The organism is Vibrio sp. 10N.286.55.E10, assembly GCF_002872555.1.
Lineage (GTDB): Bacteria > Pseudomonadota > Gammaproteobacteria > Enterobacterales > Vibrionaceae > Vibrio > Vibrio crassostreae.
In genome coordinates, this window is the sequence record NZ_MCSD01000061.1 from 58722 (window position 1) to 79745 (window position 21024).

The 21024-nt window shown below is 45.2% G+C and carries 17 protein-coding genes and 7 tRNA genes; 23 read left to right on the forward strand and 1 reads right to left on the reverse strand.

Annotated features, from left to right (window positions below; all coding sequences use genetic code 11):
• Window positions 1-38: 38 nt before the first annotated feature.
• From mazG to rpoS, 11 genes are all read left to right on the forward strand, one after another.
• On the forward strand, window positions 39-836 hold the full coding sequence (mazG, locus tag BCV39_RS22870; protein WP_048664494.1) for a nucleoside triphosphate pyrophosphohydrolase: 798 nt from the start codon (window positions 39-41) through the stop codon (window positions 834-836).
• A 150-nt stretch (window positions 837-986) separates the two neighbouring features.
• Complete coding sequence (locus BCV39_RS22875) at window positions 987-2627, forward strand: CTP synthase (protein ID WP_017629586.1); 1641 nt, start codon at window positions 987-989, stop codon at window positions 2625-2627.
• Window positions 2628-2708: 81 nt separating this feature from the next.
• Complete coding sequence (eno, locus tag BCV39_RS22880; protein ID WP_017059033.1) at window positions 2709-4007, forward strand: phosphopyruvate hydratase; 1299 nt, start codon at window positions 2709-2711, stop codon at window positions 4005-4007.
• A 422-nt stretch (window positions 4008-4429) separates the two neighbouring features.
• Window positions 4430-4711 (forward strand): cell division protein FtsB, encoded by a 282-nt coding sequence (ftsB, locus tag BCV39_RS22885; RefSeq protein ID WP_010435786.1) that lies wholly within the window; start codon window positions 4430-4432, stop codon window positions 4709-4711.
• Window positions 4711-5412 carry a 2-C-methyl-D-erythritol 4-phosphate cytidylyltransferase gene (ispD, locus tag BCV39_RS22890; RefSeq protein WP_048659391.1) on the forward strand — a complete coding sequence of 234 codons (702 nt, stop codon included), beginning with the start codon at window positions 4711-4713 and terminating at the stop codon, window positions 5410-5412. Before ftsB ends, ispD begins: the two co-directional genes overlap by 1 nt.
• A gap of 2 nt (window positions 5413-5414) precedes the next feature.
• Complete coding sequence (gene ispF / locus BCV39_RS22895; protein ID WP_004739053.1) at window positions 5415-5894, forward strand: 2-C-methyl-D-erythritol 2,4-cyclodiphosphate synthase; 480 nt, start codon at window positions 5415-5417, stop codon at window positions 5892-5894.
• A gap of 22 nt (window positions 5895-5916) precedes the next feature.
• Window positions 5917-6963 carry a tRNA pseudouridine(13) synthase TruD gene (gene truD / locus BCV39_RS22900; protein WP_048659390.1) on the forward strand — a complete coding sequence of 349 codons (1047 nt, stop codon included), beginning with the start codon at window positions 5917-5919 and terminating at the stop codon, window positions 6961-6963.
• A 77-nt stretch (window positions 6964-7040) separates the two neighbouring features.
• Window positions 7041-7784 (forward strand): 5'/3'-nucleotidase SurE, encoded by a 744-nt coding sequence (gene surE, locus BCV39_RS22905; RefSeq protein WP_048659389.1) that lies wholly within the window; start codon window positions 7041-7043, stop codon window positions 7782-7784.
• Window positions 7785-8411 carry a protein-L-isoaspartate(D-aspartate) O-methyltransferase gene (locus tag BCV39_RS22910; protein ID WP_019826319.1) on the forward strand — a complete coding sequence of 209 codons (627 nt, stop codon included), beginning with the start codon at window positions 7785-7787 and terminating at the stop codon, window positions 8409-8411.
• Window positions 8412-8446: 35 nt separating this feature from the next.
• Window positions 8447-9361 carry a murein hydrolase activator NlpD gene (gene nlpD, locus BCV39_RS22915; protein ID WP_102431724.1) on the forward strand — a complete coding sequence of 305 codons (915 nt, stop codon included), beginning with the start codon at window positions 8447-8449 and terminating at the stop codon, window positions 9359-9361.
• A 98-nt stretch (window positions 9362-9459) separates the two neighbouring features.
• The gene (rpoS, locus tag BCV39_RS22920; RefSeq protein ID WP_060982682.1) at window positions 9460-10440 is read left to right on the forward strand and encodes an RNA polymerase sigma factor RpoS; all 981 of its coding nucleotides are present in this window, start codon (window positions 9460-9462) and stop codon (window positions 10438-10440) included.
• Between the two features lie 116 nt (window positions 10441-10556).
• On the opposite strand, the gene mutS is transcribed toward rpoS, so the two are convergent.
• Window positions 10557-13118 carry a DNA mismatch repair protein MutS gene (gene mutS / locus BCV39_RS22925; protein WP_102431725.1) on the reverse strand — a complete coding sequence of 854 codons (2562 nt, stop codon included), beginning with the start codon at window positions 13116-13118 and terminating at the stop codon, window positions 10557-10559.
• A 124-nt stretch (window positions 13119-13242) separates the two neighbouring features.
• On the opposite strand from mutS, the gene pncC reads away from it, so the two are divergent.
• From pncC to BCV39_RS22985, 12 genes are all read left to right on the forward strand, one after another.
• Entirely contained in the window at window positions 13243-13737 is a 495-nt protein-coding gene (gene pncC / locus BCV39_RS22930) for a nicotinamide-nucleotide amidase (protein WP_102431727.1), read from the forward strand.
• 139 nt (window positions 13738-13876) lie between these two features.
• Window positions 13877-14917 (forward strand): recombinase RecA, encoded by a 1041-nt coding sequence (gene recA, locus BCV39_RS22935; RefSeq protein ID WP_017056586.1) that lies wholly within the window; start codon window positions 13877-13879, stop codon window positions 14915-14917.
• Between the two features lie 331 nt (window positions 14918-15248).
• Window positions 15249-17831, forward strand: coding sequence for an alanine--tRNA ligase (gene alaS, locus BCV39_RS22940; RefSeq protein WP_102431726.1), 2583 nt, complete (start codon window positions 15249-15251; stop codon window positions 17829-17831).
• A gap of 220 nt (window positions 17832-18051) precedes the next feature.
• Window positions 18052-19233 carry an aspartate kinase gene (locus BCV39_RS22945; protein ID WP_080967413.1) on the forward strand — a complete coding sequence of 394 codons (1182 nt, stop codon included), beginning with the start codon at window positions 18052-18054 and terminating at the stop codon, window positions 19231-19233.
• Between the two features lie 92 nt (window positions 19234-19325).
• Window positions 19326-19523: a carbon storage regulator CsrA gene (gene csrA / locus BCV39_RS22950; protein WP_004415691.1), complete on the forward strand. Its 198-nt coding sequence runs from the start codon at window positions 19326-19328 to the stop codon at window positions 19521-19523.
• Window positions 19524-19997: 474 nt separating this feature from the next.
• Window positions 19998-20090, forward strand: a tRNA-Ser gene (locus BCV39_RS22955).
• A gap of 43 nt (window positions 20091-20133) precedes the next feature.
• A tRNA-Arg gene (locus BCV39_RS22960) sits at window positions 20134-20210 on the forward strand.
• A gap of 44 nt (window positions 20211-20254) precedes the next feature.
• Window positions 20255-20347, forward strand: a tRNA-Ser gene (locus BCV39_RS22965).
• Between the two features lie 89 nt (window positions 20348-20436).
• A tRNA-Arg gene (locus tag BCV39_RS22970) sits at window positions 20437-20513 on the forward strand.
• 66 nt (window positions 20514-20579) lie between these two features.
• A tRNA-Arg gene (locus tag BCV39_RS22975) sits at window positions 20580-20656 on the forward strand.
• Between the two features lie 79 nt (window positions 20657-20735).
• A tRNA-Arg gene (locus BCV39_RS22980) sits at window positions 20736-20812 on the forward strand.
• 57 nt (window positions 20813-20869) lie between these two features.
• Window positions 20870-20946: transfer RNA gene (locus BCV39_RS22985), tRNA-Arg, on the forward strand.
• Window positions 20947-21024: the final 78 nt, after the last annotated feature.

Genomic DNA, 21024 nt, shown 5'->3' on the forward strand with positions numbered 1-21024 from the left:
AAATTTAAAAATCAAAGACAGTGAATAGGAAAAAAACGATGAACCACCCGATTGAACAACTTGAACAGATTATGGCTAAGCTGCGCGATCCTGAAGGTGGTTGTCCTTGGGATTTAAAACAAAATTTTGAAACAATTGTGCCGCATACTATCGAAGAAACTTATGAGGTGGTGGACGCGATTCACAACAAAGATTGGCCGAACCTACAAGAAGAGCTAGGTGACCTGCTGTTTCAGGTGATTTTCTACAGTCAGCTCGCGAAAGAGCAGGGGCTGTTTGAGTTTTCTGATGTGGTTGATGGCATCAATGAGAAGCTAACGCGCCGTCATCCTCATGTATTTTCTGATACCGAGTTTGCCAATGATGAAGAAATTAATGCCAACTGGGAAGCTGAAAAAGCCAAAGAAAAAGCACAGGCAGGCAAAACTCAAGAAAGTATTCTAGACTCAATACCAAACTCTCTACCTGCGCTTTCTCGTGCTACAAAGATTCAAAAACAGGTAGCGAAATATGGCTTCGATTGGGACTCTATTGGCCCAGTGGCTAATAAGGTTTTAGAGGAAGTCGATGAGGTGCTAGAAGAAGCGCTTCAAGTGACGCCAAATGAAGATTTGGTTGAAGAAGAGTTGGGTGATTTGCTGTTTGCGACGGTCAATTTGGTGCGACATTTGGGTAAAAATCCAGAGTCGGCTTTAAATAAAGCCAATCTGAAGTTCTCACGTCGCTTTAAAGGGGTGGAACAAAAAGTTCGTCAGCAAGATAAAATTTTGACCGATTTTTCACTACAACAGCTTGATTCCATGTGGGATGAAGTCAAAGTGGCGGAGAAAAGATAACCAAAGCTTTTATCATGAATTGATTTGAAGCAAAAAATAAAAAATAGCAGTGTGATAGATTTCACGTTGTGGCGATAAGGGGCTTCTGGTATATTTTCATCCCGTCCAGAAGTAGTCCATTTCCCTCATTCAACCAATTTCAGGTTAAACATGACGACAAATTACATTTTTGTTACTGGCGGGGTTGTATCCTCTCTAGGTAAAGGTATTGCTGCAGCATCTCTTGCGGCTATTTTAGAAGCTCGTGGTCTTAAAGTGACTATGATGAAGCTTGACCCTTACATCAACGTTGATCCAGGCACTATGAGCCCGACTCAGCACGGTGAAGTGTTCGTTACGGAAGATGGCGCTGAAACTGACCTTGACCTTGGTCACTATGAGCGATTCATTCGCACCAAGATGACTAAGCGTAACAACTTCACTGCAGGTCGTGTTTACTCAGACGTACTCGCTAAAGAGCGTCGCGGTGATTACCTAGGTGCAACTATTCAGGTTATCCCACACATCACTAACTCTATCAAAGAGCGTGTAATTTCTGGCGCAGCTGGCCACGATATCGCGATCGTTGAAGTTGGTGGTACGGTTGGTGATATCGAATCGCTACCATTCATGGAAGCGATTCGTCAGCTAGCAGTAGAACTAGGCCGTGAACGCGCAATGTTCATGCACCTTACTCTAGTGCCATACCTAGCAGCTGCGGGCGAAGTGAAAACTAAGCCGACGCAACACTCTGTAAAAGAGTTGCTGTCTATTGGTATTCAGCCAGACATCCTAGTTTGTCGTTCAGACCGCAACATTCCTTCGAACGAGCGTAAGAAAATTGCTCTGTTCTGTAATGTGCAAGAAAATGCAGTTATTTCTATGCGCGATGTTGACTCTATCTACAAGATCCCTCAGCTTATTAAAGCTCAAGGCACTGATGAACTTGTATGTAAGCGTTTCGGCATCACAGCTCCAGAAGCAGATCTGTCTGAATGGGAACAAGTAATTTACGAAGAAGCTAACCCAACGGGTGAAGTGACGATTGGTATGGTTGGTAAGTACATTGAACTACCTGATGCATACAAATCAGTAAATGAAGCGCTAAAACACGCAGGCTTGAAAAACCGCCTAAGCGTTAATATTAAATACGTAGATTCACAAGACGTTGAGTCTCGTGGCGTAGAAGTTTTAGAAGGCCTAGATGCAATCCTAGTTCCTGGTGGCTTTGGTGACCGTGGTGTTGAAGGTAAGATTCTTGCTGCTCAATACGCTCGTGAAAACAAAGTACCGTACTTAGGTATCTGTCTAGGTATGCAAGTAGCGCTTATCGAGTACGCTCGTAACGTTGCGAAAATGGAAGGGGCACACTCTTCTGAATTCTGTACTGAAACTAAGTACCCAGTAGTTGGTCTTATCACTGAGTGGACTGATGGCGAAGGTAAAGTTGAAGAGCGTACAGAATCATCTGACCTAGGCGGCACAATGCGTCTTGGTTCACAGCTTTGTCACCTAGCGAAAGGGACTAAAGCTTACGAATTATACGGTAGCGCGACGATCCATGAACGTCACCGTCACCGTTACGAAGTGAACAACAATCTTCGTCCACAAATCGAAAAAGCGGGCCTAAAAGTATCGGGTCTATCTGCGGACAAGAAACTGGTTGAAGTTATTGAGAACCCGAACCACCCATGGTTTGTTGCTGCTCAATTCCACCCAGAGTTCACTTCAACACCTCGCGATGGTCACCCATTGTTTGCAGGTTTCGTTAAAGCGGCTGGTGAGTTCCAGCGCGGCGAGTTAGAAAAGTAAAAAGGAATACAGGTAGCTGCGTAAGTTGTGCTGCTACCTTTAAATTTGACATTTATATATTCAACGAGAAGGAAACATTCAATGTCTAAGATCGTTAAAGTTCTAGGTCGTGAAATCATCGATTCACGTGGTAACCCAACTGTAGAAGCTGAAGTACACCTAGAAGGCGGTTTCGTAGGTATGGCTGCTGCTCCATCTGGCGCATCTACTGGTTCTCGCGAAGCTCTTGAGCTACGTGACGGCGACAAATCACGTTTCCTAGGTAAAGGTGTTCTTAAAGCTATTGAAGCTGTAAACGGCCCAATCGCTGAAGCTCTAGTTGGTACTGACGCTAAAGCACAAGCTGACGTTGACCAAATCATGCTTGACCTAGACGGTACTGATAACAAGTCTAAGTTCGGCGCGAACGCTATCCTAGCTGTATCTCTAGCTAACGCAAAAGCTGCTGCTGCTGCGAAAGGCATGCCTCTATACGAGCACATCGCTGAGCTAAACGGTACTGCTGGTCAGTTCTCTATGCCTCTACCAATGATGAACATCATCAACGGTGGTGAGCACGCAGATAACAACGTTGACATCCAAGAGTTCATGATCCAACCAGTTGGCGCTAAAACTCTTAAAGAAGGTCTACGTATCGGCGCTGAAGTATTCCACAACCTAGCTAAAGTTCTTAAGTCTAAAGGCTACAGCACTGCAGTTGGTGATGAAGGTGGTTTCGCTCCTAACCTTAAGTCTAACGCTGAAGCTCTAGAAGTTATCGCAGAAGCTGTTGCAGCTGCTGGTTACGAACTAGGAAAAGACGTTACTCTTGCTATGGACTGTGCAGCATCTGAGTTCTTCGACAAAGAAGCTGGCATCTACAACATGAAGGGCGAAGGTAAAACTTTCACTTCTGAAGAGTTCAACCACTACCTAGCTGAGCTAGCGAACAACTTCCCAATCGTTTCTATCGAAGACGGTCTTGACGAGTCAGATTGGGATGGCTTCAAGCACCAAACTGAACTTCTAGGCGACAAGCTTCAAATCGTTGGTGACGATCTGTTCGTTACAAACACTAAGATTCTTGCTGAAGGTATCGAGAAAGGCGTAGCTAACTCTATCCTTATCAAGTTCAACCAAATCGGTTCTCTAACAGAGACTCTAGCTGCTATCAAGATGGCTAAAGACGCTGGCTACACTGCAGTAATCTCTCACCGTTCTGGCGAAACTGAAGATGCAACTATCGCTGATCTAGCGGTAGGTACAGCTGCAGGTCAAATCAAAACTGGTTCTATGAGCCGTTCTGACCGTGTTGCTAAGTACAACCAACTAATCCGTATCGAAGAAGCTCTAGGTTCTAAAGCTCCTTACAACGGTCTTAAAGAAGTTAAAGGTCAATAATTCGTCCTATTTCGCACTGTAGCTGCGTTAACTGCAGAAGGTTCACTAAGTCACATAGGAAACTATGCTCCATAGCTGAATCTTCTTTGTTGCCTTGCTACAGCAGCAACTAGTTAGAATTATGCACTAATGCTTTTGAATGCCTCGCTTATGCGGGGCATTTTTTTGCCTGTAGAAAATGTAGAAAATGTAGAAAATGTAGGAAAGGAGCTCTAGGATCTAAAGCTCTCCTTGTTATATCTAAAATCCGTCATTCTCGAGACTGAGGGAGAAGGGAGTCGGGAATCTCATTGTGGATTTCGAATAACAATAATTCCCCGACTTATTGATTCCCTGACACCACATATCTCGCACCAATAAGCTCATTATGGTATATATGTGCCTTATTCTAGTTCCTTCTTTTTCAACCGGCGAAAGGTGTTATGCGAATTTTTGCTTTAGTACTGCTCATAGTGTTTGGCTGGCTACAACACACACTGTGGCTCGGTAAAAATGGTATTTCTGATTACTACGGTGTGAACAACGAAATCCAAGTTCAACAGCAAGTGAATGAAAAGCTGCATATTCGAAATGCAGAAATGTTTGCTGAAATTGACGATCTACGCCAAGGCTTAGACGCGATAGAAGAACGCGCACGTCATGAGCTTGGAATGGTTAAAGAAGGCGAAACGTTTTATCGCATCATTGGTGAGGAATCCCATTAATGTCGACTCAACTTCAAAGCGTGATTGCCGTTGTACCTGCGGCGGGCGTCGGCAGCCGAATGAAGGCAGACCGTCCGAAGCAATACCTCAAGATTAACCGCAAAACGATTCTAGAGCACACCGTTGAGAAATTACTGTCTCACCCACAAGTCGCTCAAATTGTCGTTGCGATCAGCGATGATGACCCATACTACCCAGAGCTGGCCCTTAATCAGAACCCACAAGTGATCAGAGTGTCTGGTGGAAGCGAGCGAGCGGATTCTGTACTCTCTGCGCTAAACTATATCGCTGAGCAGCAACTTGGTGACTGGGTAATGGTTCACGATGCGGCAAGGCCGTGTGTTCAGCTAAGTGATATCGACAAGCTAATTTCCGGCGCGATGAGCCATGATGTCGGGGCTATTTTAGCGGCTCCAGTTCGTGACACGATGAAGCGAGGTGCTCAAGGGCAGATCGAGCATACCGTTGAGCGAGCGGATTTATGGCATGCACTTACGCCGCAAATGTTCAGAGCAAAGCCTCTGTGGAAGGCATTAAGTGAGGCGTTGCAACATGGCGCTTCAATTACTGATGAAGCTTCAGCCTTTGAATGGAAAGGTTTATCGCCGGCTTTAGTGGCTGGGCGCTCAGATAATTTTAAGATTACTCAGCCTGAAGATTTAGCGCTTGCTGAGTTCTATTTAAGTCAGAATAAGGAATAATGATGATTCGTATTGGCCATGGCTTTGATGTACATAAGTTTGGTGGTGAAGGCCCGGTAATTATTGGTGGTGTAAGCATTCCTTACGAGCAAGGTCTTATTGCACACTCAGACGGTGATGTTGCTCTTCATGCGTTGTGTGATGCTTTATTAGGTGCGATTGCTGCGGGTGATATTGGTCGTCATTTCCCTGATACTGATGACGAATGGAAAGGCGCGGATAGCCGTGAACTACTGAAAGATGTTTACCGTCGAGTAAAAGAACAAGGTTACGTGATTGGTAATGCCGATATTACTATCATGGCGCAAGCTCCAAAGATGGCCCCTCATATAGACTCTATGTGCCAAGCTATTGCTCAAGACCTAGAAACCAGCATTAGCAATGTGAATGTAAAAGCGACGACTACTGAGCGTTTAGGTTTTACTGGTCGCAAAGAGGGCATCGCATGTGAAGCGGTGGTCCTAATTACTAAAAGTGCGTAAGCACCAACACGAAAAGAACAGCATGTCAGATATTTTATCTTCATTGGCTTATCTAAACGGTAAACCAACTGCGAAAGCAAAACTAAAAGCAAAAGCCGAACACTTTGTCGTTAATGAAGACTTGGGTTTTGAGTTTACTGGTGAAGGCGAGCACCTAATGGTTCGTATTCGTAAAACTGGTGAAAACACGAGTTTCGTAGCAAACGAGCTGGCTAAAGCTTGCGGTGTTAAGTCGAAAGATGTGAGCTGGGCGGGTTTGAAAGACCGTCACGCTGTGACAGAGCAGTGGTTGAGCGTCCACCTACCGAAAGGTGAGCCTGACTTTTCAGCGTTCTTAGCACAATACCCAAGTATTGAAATCCTAGCGACAGCACGTCATAACAAAAAGTTACGTCCGGGCGATTTAGTTGGCAACCAATTTGAGTTGACCTTGTCTGAAGTAACGGATTGTGAAGATGTGGTAAAGCGTTTGGAAAAAGTCGCTCAAGTGGGCGTGCCAAACTACTTTGGTGCTCAGCGTTTTGGTAATGAAGGTAACAACCTATCTGAAGCTCGTCGTTGGGGCCGCGATAACGTTCGTACTCGTAACCAGAATAAACGCAGCTTGTATCTTTCTGCGGCTCGCTCGTGGATTTACAACTTGATCCTTTCAGACCGTATTGAGCAAGATGTGTTTGCATCGGCATTGGTTGGCGATATCGTGGTGAAAGACGGTGCTCAACTAACGGTAACGGCTGAAAACCTTGAAGCTGTAAAGCAAGATATCGCGAATGGTACTGCATTGGTGACTGTGGCTTTGGCCGGAGATAACGCTTTGCCAACAACAGATGAGTCTCAAGCTTTAGAGCAGAAACACCTTGATGCTGAACCGGATTTGATGGCTCTAATTCGTGGTAATCGCATGCGTCATGACCGCCGTGAAGCGTCACTGAAACCTACTGATCTAACGTGGGAAGTGAGTGAAGATAATGTCACTCTGAAGTTCTCTCTTGATGCAGGCTGCTTTGCGACGGCTATCGTTCGTGAATTGGTTGAAGAAGTACACGTAGAAAGAAGCTACGAGCAGTAATGATTCTGCTTGGCACTAAGTGACTTAATATTGGAATTTAAGTCACTTAGCACTGGAATATGAAGAAAGGATACAGAATGAAGATTTTACTCAGCAACGATGATGGTGTGCATGCTCAAGGTATTCATGAGCTAGCAGATGAACTACGTGATCTTGCTGAAGTTATCATTGTGGCACCTGACCGTAATCGTTCAGGCGCTTCAAATTCATTAACTTTAGAACAGCCTTTACGCGTTCAAGAGATTGCTGAAAATACCTATTCGGTACAAGGAACACCGACCGACTGTGTGCATTTTGCGTTAAACGAACTGCTAAAGAATGACATGCCTAATCTGGTATTAACGGGCATTAATCACGGTGCTAACCTTGGTGATGACGTGCTTTATTCAGGTACGGTGGCAGCAGCAATGGAAGGGCACTTTCTAGGCGTTCAATCGGTGGCGTTTTCGTTGGTGGGTAAAAAACATTTTAAGACAGCGGCAGCGATTGCTCGTCGTATTGTCGAACAACATTTAGCAAACCCAATCCCGACCAATCGCTTATTGAACGTGAACGTTCCTGATTTAGCCTTAGAACAACTGTCTGGTACTCAGGTGACACGCTTAGGTGCTCGTCATCACTCTGAAGATATGATTAAGCAAAAAGACCCTCGTGGTCACGATATCTATTGGCTCGGCCCTCCGGGCAAAGAGCAAGATGCCGGCGAAGGTACCGATTTTTACGCAATCGAGCATGGCTTTATATCGGTAACACCGTTACAAGTTGATCTAACGGCACACGAGTCGTTAGGTGCGATGACAACATGGTTAGGGGAGAAGTAAGTGAGCAATCCACAAGCCGAGCGCTTAATTACTTTTCTGATTGAAAATGGCATCCGAGATCAAAAGGTTCTTGATGCTATTTACCAACTGCCGAGAGAGAGCTTTTTATCACAGGCGATGTACCATCAAGCTTATGACAATAATGCGCTGCCGATCGGACAGGGTCAGACAATCTCCCAACCATACATTGTTGCCAAAATGACAGAGCTGCTTGAGTTACAACAAGATAGCCGAGTTTTGGAGATCGGAACGGGTTCTGGCTACCAAACCGCGGTATTGGCTCAGCTTGTTGATCATGTCTATTCGGTTGAAAGAATAAAGTCGCTACAATGGGATGCTAAACGCAGGTTGAAGCAACTCGATTTCTACAATATTTCAACTAAGCACGGTGATGGTTGGCAAGGGTGGTCTTCAAAGGCGCCTTTTGATGCGATTATTGTTACCGCTGCTGCAGAGTCGATTCCTCAAGCGCTTCTGCAACAGCTGAAAGATGGCGGTCGTTTACTGATTCCTGTTGGGGATGATGAACAACAACTGTTGAAGATCGTTCGTCACGGCGATGAATTTTTGTCGAGTGTTATCGAAATGGTGAGATTTGTACCTCTTGTTCCTGGTGAACTAGCTTAATAACAAGACTAATGGTGTAGGTGGATAGAGAGTCGATGCGTTCGAAGTTGTTTAAAGGAAGTACTTTACTGCTTAGCTGTGCCCTTGTTGGGTGTGCAGCGAATTCGCCTGCGCCGGTTTCAAGCCTTAACAAGAATTACTCATCGATTGATCGTGGTAGTTATCGCGGTAGTTACTATGAAGTGAAAAAAGGCGATACGCTTTATTTCATCGCTTATGTCACCAATAAAGACGTTAAAGACCTCATTGGTTATAACAAGTTGTCTGCGCCTTACACTATCCACCCAGGGCAGAAGCTTAAGTTGTGGCGTCCTAGTTACAACGCGCCAGCGTATGGTAAGTCAACGGTAGCGGTAGCAGCTGTTGCTGCGCCTGTCGCGGCATCGACAACGTCATCTGTGGCAAGTAAACCGAAAACAACGCCGCAAAAGAGTAAAAACTCTAAATCTGCTCCAGCTCAAACTACCACCAAAGTGGTGAAAAAAGATCCACCAAAGAAGGTTGAACAATCCAAATCAAAGGAGTATGTTGGTTCTAAAGGTAAACAGAATGTTACACCGCCCACCAAACCAACAAGTGATAAAGTATCCAAATGGTTATGGCCAACTAAAGGGAGAGTAATCAAGAATTTCTCTGTAGGCGAACAAGGAAATAAAGGCATAGACATAGCAGGACAGCGAGGTCAGCCAATAGTATCTACTGCAGGGGGAACGGTTGTTTATTCGGGTAATGCACTACGAGGCTACGGCAATCTAGTGATTGTGAAGCACAATGATAATTACTTAAGTGCATACGCGCATAACGACCGACTATTAGTATCTGAAGGGCAAAGTGTGAAACCAGGGCAGAAGATTGCAACAATGGGAAGCTCTGGAGCCAGCAGTGTTAGGCTGCACTTTGAGATTCGTTACCAAGGTAAATCCGTTAATCCAAAACGATATTTACCTTAAATACAATATGTGAAAATCACGTATTGTATGGAGTGACATAGTCATTTAGCGACATATGAAGTTGTAATGTCATGCTAATTTCGCCAGGGGGAGGCGTTATGAGTATAAGCAATGCAGTAACCAAAGAAGAGTTCGATCTTAACCAAGCAACCACGGAACCGGAAGCTCTTGGAAAAGCAAAACGAACAGTCACTAAGAAAACCGAAGCGAAAGAAGAAGTTGAAGTTACGTCTAAAAGCTTAGACGCTACTCAACTGTATCTAGGCGAAATCGGTTTCTCACCACTATTAACCGCAGAAGAAGAGGTGCTTTATGCACGTCGAGCTCTACGCGGTGATGAAGCAGCACGTAAACGCATGATCGAAAGTAATCTGCGTTTGGTGGTAAAAATTTCTCGTCGTTATAGCAACCGTGGCTTGGCACTTCTCGATCTAATCGAAGAAGGCAACTTAGGCTTGATTCGCGCCGTAGAAAAGTTTGACCCAGAGCGTGGCTTCCGCTTTTCAACTTACGCAACATGGTGGATTCGTCAAACCATTGAACGTGCGTTGATGAATCAGACTCGCACCATCCGTTTGCCAATCCATGTTGTGAAAGAGCTGAACATCTACCTACGTACTGCAAGAGAACTATCACAAAAGCTTGACCACGAACCAACAGCTGAAGAGATCGCTTCTAAGCTAGATAAGCCGGTTGGTGATGTGAGCAAGATGCTTCGTCTAAACGAAAGAGTGAGTTCTGTAGATACGCCAATTGGTGGTGACGGTGAGAAAGCACTTTTGGATATTATTCCAGACATCAACAATTCAGATCCTGAGGTTTCAACTCAAGATAGCGATATCAAGAACTCACTGATCTTCTGGCTTGATGAATTGAATCCTAAGCAGAAAGAGGTACTTGCACGTCGATTTGGACTACTGGGTTATGAACCGTCAACGCTAGAAGAAGTTGGCCGTGAAATCAGCCTGACTCGTGAGCGAGTTCGTCAAATCCAAGTTGAAGGTCTTCGCCGTCTACGTGAGATTTTGATCAAGCAAGGTCTGAACATGGAAAACCTGTTCAACGTTGAAAACGACTAAACGATATTCCACGATATCGAAATAAAAAAACGCTGACCTAATGTCAGCGTTTTTTAGTTTTAGCTTTTGGTTTAATTTTGACTTCAGCTAGAAACCACAGCGCTTGGCTATTTAAACTAAAGCAGCTTCTTCAAACGGTAAAGTTCTTCTAATGCTTGACGAGGAGTTAGATCATCAGGATCCACGTTCGCTAATGCTTGTTCTACTTCGCTTGGTTCAGGGATCAGACTCAGTTGGTTTGCAATATCAACGCCGCTTGGCTTCGATGTTGGAGACTCAATACTCAATGCTTCGAGTTGTGTTAGCTTCGCGCGAGCGTTCTTGATCACCGCTTTTGGTACACCTGCCAACCCTGCAACCGCTAGGCCGTAAGATTTACTTGCCGCACCTTCTTGAACCGCGTGCATAAAGGCAATGCTGTCGCCGTGTTCTACTGCGTCTAAGTGGACGTTGGCCAGTGTTGGAAGTTGGTTAGGCAGTTCAGTTAGCTCAAAGTAGTGTGTTGCAAACAGCGTCATCGCATTGATCTGATTGGCTAGCCATTCTGCGCTTGCCCAAGCTAATGACAAACCATCGTAAGTACTGGTACCACGACCAATTTCGTCCATTAGCACAAGGCTATTTGGTGTTGCGTTGTGCAGAATATTAGCGGTCTCTGTCATCTCAACCATGAAGGTTGAACGGCCAGAAGCCAAATCATCGGATGCGCCAATACGCGTAAAGATACGGTCGATAGAGCCAATAGTCGCGCTTTCAGCTGGAACATAACAACCGATATGAGCCATCAATGCGATGAGTGCAGTTTGGCGCATGTAAGTCGACTTACCACCCATGTTTGGACCTGTAATGATCAGCATTTTACGTTGATCGTTTAGGTCGATAGGGTTGGCGATGAAAGGTTCGTCCATCACTTGTTCTACTACTGGGTGACGACCTGCTTGGATCTGTACACCCGCTGCTTCCGTCATCGTTGGTCGACAGTAATCAAGAGTATCTGCACGTTCAGCTAAGTTCTGTAGTACATCAAGTTGAGATACTGAAGAAGCGATGTTTTGTAGTCGTTCTAGATATGGTAGTAGCAAATCAAACAACTCTTCCCACAACTGCTTCTCGATAGCCAGTGCCTTCGATTTAGAGTTAAGCACTTTGTCTTCGTGTTCTTTCAGCTCAGGAATGATATAGCGCTCAGCGTTCTTTAGCGTTTGGCGACGAACATAATGTGGTGGCACAAGGTGGCTTTGCCCACGGCTCACTTGGATGAAGAAACCGTGTACGTTGTTGTAGCCAACTTTTAGCGTGTCGATGCCATGGCGTTCACGCTCTTCTTGCTCAAGCTTATCCAGAAACTCGGTTGCGCCCGCAGCAAGGTCACGCCATTCATCTAGCTCGGCGTTGTAGCCTTCAGCAATCACACCGCCATCGCGGATAACCACGGGTGGGTTCTCTTTGATTGCACGCTCAAGTAGCTCAGAAACCTCATCCACAGGAGAGGCATACTGAGCAAGTTGAGTCAGGTATGGGTGTTTCAGCTGCGTCAGTGTTTCAGCTAGCTCTGGTAAATATTCCATCGCTTGGCGAAGTCGTGCCATATCACGTGGACGAGCAGAACGAAGAGCAAGACGAGCAAGAATACGCTCGATATCACCAATCTGCTTTAATGTTGGCTGTAGCTCTGTGAATAGAGCCAAATCTTTCATCTCACCAATCGCATCTAAGCGCTGATCGAGTGCAGAGATATTGCGCATTGGTTGATGTAACCAGCGCTTGAGCATACGACTGCCCATCGCAGTTGCGGTGTGATCAAGCACTTCAGCAAGAGTGTTATCTGTGCCACCGCCAAGGTTTTGCGTGATCTCTAGATTGCGGCGAGTCGCAGCATCGAGGATCACTGAGTGATCTTGCTTATCCATCGTCAGTGAACGGATATGAGGAAGGGCTGTACGTTGGGTATCTTTCACGTATTGGATCAAACAACCAGCCGCACATAGACCCAGTTTTGCGCTTTCTACGCCAAAGCCAACCAGATCGCGAGTACCAAATTGTTTATTTAATTGCTGCTTAGCGGTATCTAATTCAAATTCCCATACAGGGCGGCGGCGGTTGCCATTACGGCTCGCCATTAGATTTACAGGTTCGAAATCTTCAGGGAACAGTAGCTCACGTGGTGAGGTTCTCTGCAGTTCTGCGGCCATTGCTTCTTCGGTTTCTGGCTCGCAAAGTTGGAATCGACCGGAGGTAATATCCAGTGTCGCGTAACCAAACTTACCGTTGTGATGGTAGATGGCTGCAATCAGGTTATCAATACGCTCAGAAAGCAATGCCTCATCGGTCACGGTGCCGGGTGTGACGATACGTACAACAGCACGTTCAACAGGGCCTTTTGAAGTTGCTGGATTACCAATCTGTTCACAAATTGCTACGGATTCACCAAGTTGCACTAACTTTGCAAGGTATCCTTCAACGGCATGGTATGGAACACCCGCCATCGGAATCGGTTCACCATTTGATGAACCGCGTTTAGTCAGTGAAATATCGAGGAGTTGAGAAGCTTTTTTAGCATCATCGTAGAAAAGCTCGTAGAAATCGCCCATGCGGTAGAACAGCAGAATTTCTGGGTTTTCTGCTTTCAGTTTTAGGTACTGCTGCATCATGGGAGTATGTTTTTGATCGGCTTTCACAGTTAACTTCTTTCGTTTATTTCTATTGCGGCTTAGGATACGTGAAAGCGTTTCGTGCGAAAAGCGGCTGATGCGAAAAGATGCGAATCCAAATGATATGACAGCAAATAAAGGGAAGCTGATGATGCAGATGACTCAAGACCTTAGTGAACAGCTTGGACATTTACTCGCTAAACACAAACAAGTGTTAGTGACGGCTGAATCTTGCACTGGTGGAGGTGTCGCGACTGCAGTCACTGACATTGCGGGCAGTTCTGGGTGGTTTGATCGCGCTTTTGTTACTTATAGCAATGAAGCCAAGCAAGAGATGATAGGTGTGCAGCTTAAAACCTTGATTGAGTTCGGCGCTGTGAGTGAGCCTGTCGTCATAGAAATGGCGAGCGGGGCATTGCAATACTCAAACGGGACTATCTCTGTATCGATCAGTGGCATTGCCGGGCCAGGTGGCGCGACCGAAGATAAGCCTGTTGGGACAGTATGCTTCGCGTGGAAAGCGCTAAATGGCTGGGATAAAGTAGAAACGCATGTATTTACAGGCGACAGATCACAAGTACGCCAACAAGCCACGCACCATGCCCTGCAAGTTATTTATGATTACCTATCAATGGAAGGTAAGTAACATTTGTACAAATTATTTTCATACAGGTATAGACACTGTATGAATCAACAGTATAATGAAAGCCAATTAGTCACCCCTATGTGGGTTAGAAATAGATTCTAGATCGCTTGTTGAGACAACCGATTATGTGGAGATAGAGATGGACGAGAATAAACAAAAAGCGTTAGCCGCAGCCCTTGGTCAGATTGAAAAGCAATTTGGTAAAGGTTCTATCATGCGTCTTGGTGATAACCGCACAATGGACGTAGAAACTATTTCTACAGGTTCTCTATCTCTAGATATCGCACTAGGTGCTGGTGGCCTACCGATGGGGCGTATCGTAGAAGTTTACGGTCCAGAATCATCAGGTAAAACAACGCTAACGCTTGAGCTTATTGCTGCAGCACAGAAAGTAGGCAAGACGTGTGCTTTCGTTGATGCGGAACACGCACTAGACCCTATCTACGCTCAAAAGCTTGGTGTTGATATCGATGCGCTTCTTGTTTCTCAACCAGATACGGGTGAGCAAGCGCTAGAAATCTGTGATGCACTGGCTCGTTCAGGTGCAATCGATGTACTTGTTATTGACTCAGTAGCAGCGCTAACACCAAAAGCAGAAATCGAAGGCGAAATGGGCGACAGTCACATGGGTCTTCAGGCTCGTATGCTTTCTCAAGCGATGCGTAAGCTGACGGGTAACCTTAAGCAGTCTAACTGTATGGCTATCTTCATTAACCAAATTCGTATGAAGATTGGTGTGATGTTCGGTAACCCAGAAACAACAACAGGTGGTAACGCACTTAAGTTCTACGCATCTGTTCGTCTTGATATTCGCCGTACTGGTGCGATTAAAGATGGTGATGAAGTTGTTGGTAACGAAACTCGTATCAAGGTTGTTAAGAACAAGATTGCTGCACCATTTAAACAAGCTGAAACTCAAATCCTTTACGGTAAAGGCTTCAACCGCGAAGGTGAGCTTATCGACTTAGGTGTTAAGAATAAGCTAGTAGAAAAAGCGGGCGCTTGGTACAGCTACAAAGGCGATAAGATCGGCCAAGGTAAAGCTAACGCTGGTAAATACCTACGTGAAAACCCAGAAGTTGCTCTAGAGATCGATACTAAACTTCGTGAGTTACTACTGACTCCTGCTGTTCTTGAAGAGAAAGACGTAGAGAAAGAAGAAGAAAACGAAGAGCTATAAGCTAACGTTTTATAGAGTAGATGTTTGAAAGAAGCATCCGCTTGAAAGAACTTAAAGCCTCGCATATTTTATGCGGGGCTTTTTTATTGGAGCAGTTCCGTCGAGCATGTATTTGGTCAACTCTCATTCGTTGACTGAGTTTCTTCGGTACTAGGTCGTCGATTTACTTCTGCTTTTCCACGGCTAGATATAGTGGAATATTCTTCATTTTATCGAATTCCCACTAAAATCCTGCCCAAGGGTGTCTTTTCTACAAGAAAACTAGTCGAAGCCTTAACCATGATCTACAATACGGCAAAATTCTAACTCGACTATTTTCAGGAAGAGCTGCATGTACATGAGCACTGATGAGGTTCGCAACGCGTTCCTTAAGTTCTTTGAGAGCAAAGAACACCAAATCGTAGACAGTTCATCGTTAGTTCCACATAACGATCCAACCCTGCTATTTACTAACGCAGGTATGAACCAATTCAAAGATTGCTTCTTAGGCGCCGAAAAGCGTGCCTACACTCGAGCAACTACGGCTCAGCGTTGTGTACGTGCGGGTGGTAAACACAATGACCTTGAAAACGTAGGTTTCACGGCTCGTCACCACACGTTCTTCGAAATGCTAGGCAACTTCAGCTTTGGCGACTACTTCAAAGAAGAAGCGATTGGCTTTGCTTGGGAATTCCTGACTGAGACTCTTCAACTGCCAAAAGACCGTCTGCTGGTAACGGTATACGAGACAGATGATGAAGCATTCGATATCTGGAACAAAAAAGTAGGTGTTCCTGCTGACCGTATCGTTCGCATTGGCGACAAAGAAGGCGGTAAACAGTTCGAGTCTGATAACTTCTGGACGATGGGTGACACAGGTCCTTGTGGTCCATGTACTGAAATCTTCTACGATCACGGTGAGCACATCTGGGGCGGCCGTCCTGGCACACCTGAAGAAGATGGTGACCGTTTCATCGAGATCTGGAACAACGTATTCATGCAGTTCAACCGTCACGCTGACGGTACAATGGAACCGCTACCTAAGCCTGCTGTAGATACAGGTATGGGTATTGAGCGTATTTCTGCAATCATGCAGGGCGTTCACTCTAACTACGAAATTGATGTATTCCAAAAGCTAGTCAAAGCGACAGCGGAAGTTGTGGGTCATGACGACCTATCTAACCAATCGCTACGCGTTATTGCTGACCATATCCGTTCTTGTTCATTCCTAATCGCTGACGGCGTTATGCCTTCAAACGAAGGTCGTGGCTACGTTCTACGTCGTATTATTCGTCGTGCAGTTCGTCACGGTAACAAGCTTGGCGCACAAGGCGTGTTCTTCCACAAACTTGTGGGTGTACTGGCTGAAGTGATGGGCTCTGCGGCAGATGAACTTAAGAAACAGCAAGAGCTTGTTGAAAAAGTACTTCGCATTGAAGAAGAGAACTTTGGTCGTACTCTAGAGCGCGGCATGGTTATTCTTAATGACGCACTAGACGCACTTGAAGGCAAAGAGCTTGACGGCGAAACAGTTTTCAAACTTTACGATACATACGGCTTCCCAGCTGACCTGACTAACGATGTAGCTCGTGAGCGCGACTTTACTATCGATGAAGAAGGCTTTGAGAAGGCGATGGAAGCACAGCGTAAGCGTGCTCGTGAAGCTGGCCAATTCGGCACTGATTACAACGCGACGATCAAAGTAGATACGAACACAGAGTTCTGTGGTTACACAGCAACTGAAGGTGCTGGTGAAATCTCTGCGCTATTTGTGGACGGCGAAGAGGTATCTTCACTATCGGCTGGCGACAAAGCAATCATCATCCTTGAAGAGACACCATTCTACGCTGAGTCAGGCGGTCAATGTGGTGATACTGGTACACTAAAAACAGCGTCGGGTCTTTTCAAAGTACAAGATACTCAGAAGCTAGGTAACGCATTTGCACACCACGGTGAGCTAGTTGAAGGTGTATTTGCTAAGGGCGATAAAGTAGAAGCAACGGTTGATGCTGAGCGTCGTGCTGCTATCTCACTAAATCACTCTGCAACTCACTTACTTCACTCTGCATTGCGCGAAGTTCTAGGTGAGCACGTTGCTCAGAAAGGTTCTTTAGTTAAGCCAGATAACCTACGTTTTGACTTTTCTAACCTTGAAGCGGTAACACCGGCACAGATTAAAGAAGTAGAGCGTTTGGTTAACGCACAAGTTCGTAAGAACCACGTGATTGAAACCAACATCATGGATATCGAGTCAGCGAAAGAAAAAGGTGCAATGGCACTGTTTGGCGAGAAGTACGATGATGAAGTGCGCGTTCTATCTATGGGCGATTTCTCTACTGAGCTTTGTGGTGGTATCCACGCAAGTAACACGGGTGATATCGGCCTATTCAAGATCACCTCTGAAGGTGGTATTGCTGCGGGTATTCGTCGTATTGAAGCGGTAACGGGTGAAGCTGCTCTAGATGCAGTAGAGGCTCAGGCTAACGCTTACGAAGAGAAGCTTGCTGAATCAGCTAAGAAAGCGAAATCTCTAGAGAAAGAAATCCAACTGCTTAAAGAAAAGATGGCTGCTGCAGAAAGCGCAAACATCATGGGCAAAGTAGAAGACATCTCTGGTACTAAAGTTTTGGTTGCTGCAATTGAAGGCGCAGACAACAAGAACCTACGTACTATGGTTGATAACGCTAAAAACCAAGTAGGTAGCGGCATCATCCTGATCGCAAACGTAGCAGACGGTAAAGTTGGCTTGATTGCTGGTGTCACCAAAGACCTAATCGGCAAAGTAAAAGCGGGTGACCTTGTTAAGATGGTTGCTGAGCAAGTTGGCGGTAAAGGTGGCGGTCGTCCAGATATGGCTCAAGCGGGCGGTACTGACGTTGAAGCACTGCCAGAAGCACTTAAATCTGTGCGTACTTGGCTAGAAGAGCGTCTTTAAGCTTAAGTAATTGATACAAAGATGCCCAATCAGTTGATTGGGCATCTTTTATTTTGCCTATTGGAAGCGTGTTTAAACAAGGTTTGATTGAGATTAACCAAGAAGTCTAATGGTGGCGTTAGACTCCTTGGTTAATTTTTTATTGCTTCGCCCTGACGCGGAGTATGTGTTTTTTTGTCATATATAGACATTGGTCTTGGGAAGGTGAGGACGGGTGAAAATGCCTCTTATCGTGCAGAAATTTGGTGGAACGTCGGTGGGTTCAATTGAACGAATCCATCATGTAGCAGAAAAAATCATTGAAGCGAAAAATGAAGGGAACCAGATTGTGGTTGTCGTTTCTGCTATGTCAGGTGAAACAAATCGGTTGGTTAACTTAGCCACACAAGTTGATAGCGTACCAAACGCTAGAGAACTGGATGTGCTGTTAACGGCTGGCGAGCAAGTTTCCATGGCCTTGTTAGCAATGACGTTACACAAGTTAGGTTATGAAGCGACATCGATGACTGGCTATCAAGCCAAGATACACACGGATTCTAATCATAATAATGCAGCGATTGAGCGTATTGATACTGCCCCGATTCAAGCACTGTTAGATGACAACCAGATTGTCATTGTTGCAGGCTTTCAAGGATTCAATGCGAAAGGCGATATCACAACATTAGGTCGCGGTGGTTCAGATACTACAGCGGTAGCGCTTGCGGGTGCCTTACAGGCGAAAGAATGCCAGATCTATACTGATGTAGATGGTGTTTACTCTTGTGATCCTAGAGTCGTGAAGCAATCTCAAAAATTAGATACTTTAGACTTCCCTTCTATGGAAGAGATGGCACGCCGAGGTGCTAAGGTTTTGCATCTTCCGTGTGTTCAGTATGCATGGCAGCACAACGTGCCATTGCGTGTGCTTTCAAGCTTTGAACAAGGCGAGGGCACATTGATCACGGGTAATCAGTGTTTGAATGATATTGCTGGTATCGCTATTCAAAGAGATATGGTGCGTATCGAGTGTTTGAATGAAGATTTACCGTCTTTCATTTCACATTGCCAACTGTTGGGGATCGAAGTCTGTAGTGTGATCGAGGAAACAGAACGGGCAGCACTCATTATTAAACAAGACATAAGTGCCAAATTAAAACTAGTTTTTGACGAGAAAATCCGTAATAGTGAACAGGTTAGTTTGTTAACTGTGGTAGGAAGCCGAACACAAGAAATTGTGGTCAGTTCACATGGATTGTTGTCTGAAGGCGAAATTGATGTACAGCATCACTTATTGCAGCAGCAGTCTTTAACTTTGGTGATATCACCAACGCAAGTCGATATGGCTGCTAACATATTACACAATGCATACATCGTAGCGCGTGAAACACAAGGTTATCCTAAAAAAGAAGTGCATTTTGGTTAAATAAACTCAATCGATAGTTTACGAAAATATAACTTTTGTTGGATAATGCTCTCGTAGCTAGATAAATTTAGAGATTACTCAAGGAGCAAAGAATGCTAATTTTGACTCGCCGCGTTGGCGAAACACTGATGATTGGTGATGAAGTAACAGTTACTGTACTAGGCGTTAAAGGTAACCAAGTACGTATCGGTGTTAACGCACCTAAAGAAGTATCTGTTCACCGTGAAGAGATCTACATGCGCATTCAAGCTGAAAAAGGTAATGGTAACGTTGCATCTGGCAACTACTAATACTTTTGCGTAGAGAAGAGGCTAGCATTGTTGCTAGCCTTTTTTGATCTTGGGGAATCGAAACACTCATTATGACATAGATGAGTTGGATAACGGATCGGGCTCAAAGTTGTGAAGTGAATGCTTTGTGATGTTGTGAGATACAGACAAGGTTGAACAGAACTGTTGCTCTCTATTTTGTTTGGCAAAACTCAAGATTTATTAGCTTCCCCTATGGCGAAAATACGCATCCCGTAGTATTGTGCCATCAGCGGTAGCACTTGCTGCTGGATAAATTAGATAATTGTTTTCGGCTGTTTATTATTGCCAATCTTTCACCTTAATTTTTAAGGGAAAAAGCGCGATTTGAATCTTATAAGTTCAATTTGCAAGCGCTTTGATTAAATAGCAAACGGTTGAGTGTTTTTGTCCAATTTTTTTCAATAAAGTGTTTGACATATTTTCGGTAAAACGTAATATGTGCCTCCGCAAGACGGTGAGGTGGCCGAGAGGCCGAAGGCGCTCCCCTGCTAAGGGAGTATGTGGTTTGTAGCTGCATCGAGGGTTCGAATCCCTCCCTCACCGCCATTTCTTGCGAGTCTAAAATTAGCAATTTAGACAATGTAAATGTGCGTCCTTAGCTCAGCTGGATAGAGTACCTGGCTACGAACCAGGCGGTCGGAGGTTCGAATCCTCCAGGACGCGCCATTCTCTCTTCTCTTACTTGTAAGTGATGTGAGAATAATGAATTAGGTGAGGTGGCCGAGTGGCCGAAGGCGCTCCCCTGCTAAGGGAGTATGTGGTTTGTAGCTGCATCGAGGGTTCGAATCCCTCCCTCACCGCCATTCATTACAGGCCGATGGCCTTTTTTTTTCTTCGTAGCAAGAAGAATGTGATATATTTCACAACTTCATTCTTAATGAATGAACACCGTGCGTCCTTAGCTCAGCTGGATAGAGTACCTGGCTACGAACCAGGCGGTCGGAGGTTCGAATCCTCCAGGACGCGCCACTATTTAAGGGTTTATTTCTTATATGAATGAAAATCCTTGTATTGACTAAGTTGATACTAAACCGTGCGCTCTTAGCTCAGCTGGATAGAGTACCTGGCTACGAACCAGGCGGTCGGAGGTTCGAATCCTCCAGAGCGCGCCACTATTTAGGGTTTAGTTCTTATAAGAATGTGAATCCTGATATTGATAAATCGTTCGTCGAGAATTGATATCAAAACCGTGCGTCCTTAGCTCAGCTGGATAGAGTACCTGGCTACGAACCAGGCGGTCGGAGGTTCGAATCCTCCAGGACGCGCCACTCTTTAGGGTTTCCTTGTGAACTCCTGATATTGAGAATACTGATATCGAAAACCGTGCGCTCTTAGCTCAGCTGGATAGAGTACCTGGCTACGAACCAGGCGGTCGGAGGTTCGAATCCTCCAGAGCGCGCCACTATTTAGGGTTTCTTTTATGAACCCCTGATATCGGGAATACCGATATCGAAAACTGCGCGTCCTTAGCTCAGCTGGA

Excerpts from the sequence above, each read along its gene's own strand:
- mazG (WP_048664494.1), top strand. The coding sequence starts at position 39 with ATGAACCACCCGATTGAACAACTTGAACAGATTATGGCTAAGCTGCGC.
- BCV39_RS22875 (WP_017629586.1), top strand. The coding sequence starts at position 987 with ATGACGACAAATTACATTTTTGTTACTGGCGGGGTTGTATCCTCTCTA.
- eno (WP_017059033.1), top strand. The coding sequence starts at position 2,709 with ATGTCTAAGATCGTTAAAGTTCTAGGTCGTGAAATCATCGATTCACGT.
- ftsB (WP_010435786.1), top strand. The coding sequence starts at position 4,430 with ATGCGAATTTTTGCTTTAGTACTGCTCATAGTGTTTGGCTGGCTACAA.
- ispD (WP_048659391.1), top strand. The coding sequence starts at position 4,711 with ATGTCGACTCAACTTCAAAGCGTGATTGCCGTTGTACCTGCGGCGGGC.
- ispF (WP_004739053.1), top strand. The coding sequence starts at position 5,415 with ATGATTCGTATTGGCCATGGCTTTGATGTACATAAGTTTGGTGGTGAA.
- truD (WP_048659390.1), top strand. The coding sequence starts at position 5,917 with ATGTCAGATATTTTATCTTCATTGGCTTATCTAAACGGTAAACCAACT.
- surE (WP_048659389.1), top strand. The coding sequence starts at position 7,041 with ATGAAGATTTTACTCAGCAACGATGATGGTGTGCATGCTCAAGGTATT.
- nlpD (WP_102431724.1), top strand. The coding sequence starts at position 8,447 with ATGCGTTCGAAGTTGTTTAAAGGAAGTACTTTACTGCTTAGCTGTGCC.
- rpoS (WP_060982682.1), top strand. The coding sequence starts at position 9,460 with ATGAGTATAAGCAATGCAGTAACCAAAGAAGAGTTCGATCTTAACCAA.
- pncC (WP_102431727.1), top strand. The coding sequence starts at position 13,243 with ATGCAGATGACTCAAGACCTTAGTGAACAGCTTGGACATTTACTCGCT.
- recA (WP_017056586.1), top strand. The coding sequence starts at position 13,877 with ATGGACGAGAATAAACAAAAAGCGTTAGCCGCAGCCCTTGGTCAGATT.
- alaS (WP_102431726.1), top strand. The coding sequence starts at position 15,249 with ATGTACATGAGCACTGATGAGGTTCGCAACGCGTTCCTTAAGTTCTTT.
- BCV39_RS22945 (WP_080967413.1), top strand. The coding sequence starts at position 18,052 with ATGCCTCTTATCGTGCAGAAATTTGGTGGAACGTCGGTGGGTTCAATT.
- csrA (WP_004415691.1), top strand. The coding sequence starts at position 19,326 with ATGCTAATTTTGACTCGCCGCGTTGGCGAAACACTGATGATTGGTGAT.